The sequence below is a fragment of the Amantichitinum ursilacus genome (assembly GCF_001294205.1).
GTDB classification, from domain to species: Bacteria; Pseudomonadota; Gammaproteobacteria; order Burkholderiales; family Chitinibacteraceae; genus Amantichitinum; species Amantichitinum ursilacus.
The window spans coordinates 1-5,425 of the sequence record NZ_LAQT01000020.1; the positions used below are offsets into that span (position 1 = coordinate 1).

Below are 5,425 nucleotides of genomic sequence, written 5' to 3' on the forward strand. Positions count from 1 at the left end.
CGCAGCAAAGCAAAACGCCCAGCTCGGTTGAGCTGGGCGTTTTCAAGGGGAGTCTGGCGATGACCTACTTTCACACGGGTATCCGCACTATCATCGGCGCAAAGTCGTTTCACGGTCCTGTTCGGGATGGGAAGGCGTGGGGCCAACTCGCTATGGTCGCCAGACGTAACTGGTTGAGTTACGACTGTTTTACTCGTCGCACTCGAATCGGGAAGAAGCAAGATGTCGTAGAGGTCTCCCTACGCCACTTCAGTCAATCTTTTAGTCATTCAGATCTGGGCAGATCATCTTTCGTCGCATCCACACCTGAACAGCACGGTTCAGGTTATAGGATCAAGCCTCACGGGCAATTAGTATCGGTTAGCTTAACGCATTACTGCGCTTCCACACCCGACCTATCAACGTTGTGGTCTCCAACGACCCTTCAGGGTAATCAAGTTACCAGGGAAGTCTCATCTTGAGGCGAGTTTCGCGCTTAGATGCTTTCAGCGCTTATCTCTTCCGCATTTAGCTACCCGGCGATACCACTGGCGTGATAACCGGTACACCAGAGATGCGTCCACTCCGGTCCTCTCGTACTAGGAGCAGCCCCCCTCAAACTTCCAACGCCCACTGCAGATAGGGACCAAACTGTCTCACGACGTTTTGAACCCAGCTCACGTACCACTTTAAATGGCGAACAGCCATACCCTTGGGACCGGCTACAGCCCCAGGATGTGATGAGCCGACATCGAGGTGCCAAACTCCGCCGTCGATGTGAACTCTTGGGCGGAATCAGCCTGTTATCCCCGGAGTACCTTTTATCCGTTGAGCGATGGCCCTTCCATTCAGAACCACCGGATCACTATGTCCTGCTTTCGCACCTGCTCGACTTGTCAGTCTCGCAGTCAAGCCACCTTGTGCCATTACACTATCAGTACGATGTCCGACCGTACCTAGGTGACCTTCGAGCTCCTCCGTTACACTTTGGGAGGAGACCGCCCCAGTCAAACTGCCTACCATGCACGGTCCCCGATCCGGATCACGGACCAAGGTTAGAACCTCAAAGGGGTCAGGGTGGTATTTCAAGGACGGCTCCACGTGAACTAGCGTCCACGCTTCAAAGCCTCCCACCTATCCTACACAAACCACTTCAAAGTCCAATGCAAAGCTACAGTAAAGGTTCACGGGGTCTTTCCGTCTAGCAGCGGGGAGATTGCATCTTCACAAACATTTCAACTTCGCTGAGTCTCAGGAGGAGACAGTGTGGCCATCGTTACGCCATTCGTGCGGGTCGGAACTTACCCGACAAGGAATTTCGCTACCTTAGGACCGTTATAGTTACGGCCGCCGTTTACCGGGGCTTCGATCAAGAGCTTGCACCCCATCACTTAACCTTCCGGCACCGGGCAGGCGTCACACCCTATACGTCGACTTTCGTCTTGGCAGAGTGCTGTGTTTTTGATAAACAGTCGCAGCCACCTTTTCACTGCAACCCCTTCACGCTCCACGAGTAAATCGCTTCACGCTAACGGGGCACACCTTCTCCCGAAGTTACGGTGTCAATTTGCCGAGTTCCTTCTCCTGAGTTCTCTCAAGCGCCTTGGAATTCTCATCCTGCCCACCAGTGTCGGTTTGCGGTACGGTCAATTCTTGGCTGAAGCTTAGTGGCTTTTCCTGGAAGCATGGGATCAATCACTTCGGCTGCAATGCAGCACCGTCGTCACGCCTCAGTGTTGACAGGAGACCGGATTTGCCTGATCTCCCCACCTGCACGCTTGAACCGGGACTTCCAACACCCGGCTGACCTACCCTTCTCCGTCCCCACATCGCACCAAGAACCGGTACAGGAATATTAACCTGTTTCCCATCGACTACGCTTTTCAGCCTCGCCTTAGGGGCCGACTCACCCTGCGCCGATGAACGTTGCGCAGGAAACCTTGGGCTTTCGGCGAACGGGCTTTTCACCCGTTTTAACGCTACTCATGTCAGCATTCGCACTTCCGATACCTCCAGCAGCCTTTACAAGCCACCTTCACAGGCTTACGGAACGCTCCCCTACCATGTGCACAAGTGCACATCCGCGTCTTCGGTTCATGATTTGAGCCCCGTTACATCTTCCGCGCAGGACGACTCGACCAGTGAGCTATTACGCTTTCTTTAAATGATGGCTGCTTCTAAGCCAACATCCTGGCTGTCTATGCCTTCCCACCTCGTTTTCCACTTAATCATGCATTTGGGACCTTAGACGGCGGTCTGGGTTGTTTCCCTCTTGACACCGGACGTTAGCACCCGATGTCTGTCTCCCGAGCTGATACTTTGCGGTATTCAGAGTTTGCCATGGTTTGGTAAGTCGCGATGACCCCCTAGCCATAACAGTGCTTTACCCCCGCAAGTAATACTCGAGGCACTACCTAAATAGTTTTCGGGGAGAACCAGCTATTTCCGGGTTTGTTTAGCCTTTCACCCCTATCCACAGCTCATCCCCTGGTTTTGCAACACCAGTGGGTTCGGACCTCCAGTGCGTGTTACCGCACCTTCATCCTGGCCATGGATAGATCACCCGGTTTCGGGTCTACGCCCAGCAACTAAGCGCCCTGTTCGGACTCGGTTTCCCTACGCCTCCCCTATCCGGTTAAGCTCGCTACTGAACGTAAGTCGCTGACCCATTATACAAAAGGTACGCAGTCACCCCATTTTCAGAGGCTCCCACTGTTTGTATGCATCCGGTTTCAGGTTCTGTTTCACTCCCCTCCCGGGGTTCTTTTCGCCTTTCCCTCACGGTACTGGTTCACTATCGGTCGATCACGAGTATTTAGCCTTGGAGGATGGTCCCCCCGTCTTCGGACAGGATTTCTCGTGTCCCGCCTTACTTGTCGCATGCTCAGTACCACAGATGTCTTTTCGTGTACGGGGCTATCACCCTCTGTCGCCAGCCTTTCCAGACTGTTCCACTAAGACTTCTGCTATCACATGCAGGCTCTTCCGGTTTCGCTCGCCACTACTTCCGGAATCTCGGTTGATTTCTTTTCCTCGGGGTACTTAGATGTTTCAGTTCTCCCGGTTCGCTTCGCATGACCTATGTATTCAGTCATGGATACCTCAAAAGAGGTGGGTTTCCCCATTCGGACATCGACGGATCAAAGCTCGTTTGCCAGCTCCCCGTCGCTTTTCGCAGGCTACCGCGTCCTTCATCGCCTGTGATCGCCAAGGCATCCACCAGATGCACTTATTCGCTTGATCCTATAACCTCAACCGCGACATTCATCGCAGCATTCGATCATAAGTGTTTGCGTCCTTCATGCTGCGCCGAGCAGCAATCCGGTTACGATTACAATCTACCCAATTTTTAAAACAACTAAAATTTGAGTCTTGCTTCTTCCACTTTGTTAAAGATCAGATACGGCAGGTTTTAATCAAAAAACCACTAACTGGAGCAGTCAGAAATAAAGATCCTGATCAATCTCTTTTAACAGCCGATTGATCAACATGTTTATTTATAACTTCTGGAGTAACGACAGACTTCCACGCGAAGGCTGGTGGAGGTTGACGGGATCGAACCGACGACCCCCTGCTTGCAAAGCAGGTGCTCTCCCAACTGAGCTAAACCCCCAATCGTCTTGCGCTTTCCCTCTGGAACAGTTTTTGGTGGGTCAGACAGGAATCGAACCTGTGACCCCCGCCTTATCAAGACGGTGCTCTAACCAACTGAGCTACTGACCCAGACCTACAAATCACAACACCAGACTCAACTTCAATCCGGTGCCGTGCTCCGTATCTCTAACCTACAGCCGATGAGTGTGAGTACTTGGAATCGACCTTCTCTTGAAAGGAGGTGATCCAGCCGCAGGTTCCCCTACGGCTACCTTGTTACGACTTCACCCCAGTCATGAATCCTACCGTGGTAACCGACCCCCCGAAGGTTAGTCTGGCCACTTCTGGTAGAACCCACTCCCATGGTGTGACGGGCGGTGTGTACAAGGCCCGGGAACGTATTCACCGCGACATGCTGATCCGCGATTACTAGCGATTCCGACTTCATGCACTCGAGTTGCAGAGTGCAATCCGGACTACGATCGGTTTTAAAGGATTGGCTCCCCCTCGCGGGTTGGCTGCCCTCTGTACCGACCATTGTATGACGTGTGAAGCCCTGGTCATAAGGGCCATGAGGACTTGACGTCATCCCCACCTTCCTCCGGTTTGTCACCGGCAGTCCCATTAAAGTGCCCAACTGAATGCTGGCAACTAATGGCAAGGGTTGCGCTCGTTGCGGGACTTAACCCAACATCTCACGACACGAGCTGACGACAGCCATGCAGCACCTGTGTTACGGCTCCCGAAGGCACTCCTCCGTCTCTGGAGGATTCCGTACATGTCAAGACCAGGTAAGGTTTTTCGCGTTGCATCGAATTAATCCACATCATCCACCGCTTGTGCGGGCCCCCGTCAATTCCTTTGAGTTTTAATCTTGCGACCGTACTCCCCAGGCGGTCTACTTCCCGCGTTAGCTGCGTTACCAAAGTCCGAAAACCCCGACAACTAGTAGACATCGTTTAGGGCGTGGACTACCAGGGTATCTAATCCTGTTTGCTCCCCACGCTTTCGTGCATGAGTGTCAGTATCAGCCCAGGGGGTTGCCTTCGCCATCGGTGTTCCTCCACATCTCTACGCATTTCACTGCTACACGTGGAATTCCACCCCCCTCTGCCGTACTCTAGCGAGCCAGTCATCAATGCCATTCCCAGGTTGAGCCCGGGGATTTCACATCGATCTTAACAAGCCACCTGCGCACGCTTTACGCCCAGTAATTCCGATTAACGCTTGGACCCTACGTATTACCGCGGCTGCTGGCACGTAGTTAGCCGGTCCTTATTCTTCAGGTACTCTCATCCCCGGTGGTTATTAGCCACAAGGATTTGCTCCCTGACAAAAGGGCTTTACAACCCGAAGGCCTTCTTCACCCACGCGGCATTGCTGGATCAGGCTTGCGCCCATTGTCCAAGATTCCCCACTGCTGCCTCCCGTAGGAGTCTGGGCCGTGTCTCAGTCCCAGTGTGGCGGGTCGTCCTCTCAGACCCGCTACGGATCGTTGCCTTGGTGAGCCTTTACCTCACCAACTAGCTAATCCGACATCGGCCGCTCGTATAACAAGAGGTCTTGCGATCCCCCTCTTTCCCCCTCAGGGCGTATGCGGTATTAGTCCACCTTTCGGTAGGTTATCCCCCATTACACGGTACGTTCCGATGCATTACTCACCCGTTCGCCACTAACTTTGGGAGCAAGCCCCCAAAGCCCGTTCGACTTGCATGTGTAAAGCATGCCGCCAGCGTTCAATCTGAGCCAGGATCAAACTCTTGAGTTCAATTCCTGTTACTTCTTGCGCACTCGCTTAAAACTCTCGAAATCAACAAAGTATGTACTTAAACAACTTCGTCTTTCTCTTGAG

2 tRNA genes and 3 rRNA genes are annotated in these 5,425 nt (G+C 53.0%); all 5 read right to left on the reverse strand.

The features are described from left to right. Nucleotides 1-51: 51 nt before the first annotated feature. Nucleotides 52-164, reverse strand: a 5S ribosomal RNA gene (gene rrf, locus WG78_RS15550). Between the two features lie 165 nt (nt 165-329). Next, nucleotides 330-3,222 (reverse strand): 23S ribosomal RNA (locus WG78_RS15555). Nucleotides 3,223-3,516: 294 nt separating this feature from the next. Beyond that, nucleotides 3,517-3,592, reverse strand: a tRNA-Ala gene (locus tag WG78_RS15560). A 33-nt stretch (nt 3,593-3,625) separates the two neighbouring features. Next, a tRNA-Ile gene (locus WG78_RS15565) sits at nt 3,626-3,702 on the reverse strand. A 105-nt stretch (nt 3,703-3,807) separates the two neighbouring features. Continuing rightward, a 16S ribosomal RNA gene (locus tag WG78_RS15570) occupies nt 3,808-5,341 on the reverse strand. The 16S, 23S and 5S rRNA genes sit together here with 2 tRNA genes alongside, the layout of an rRNA operon. Nucleotides 5,342-5,425: the final 84 nt, after the last annotated feature.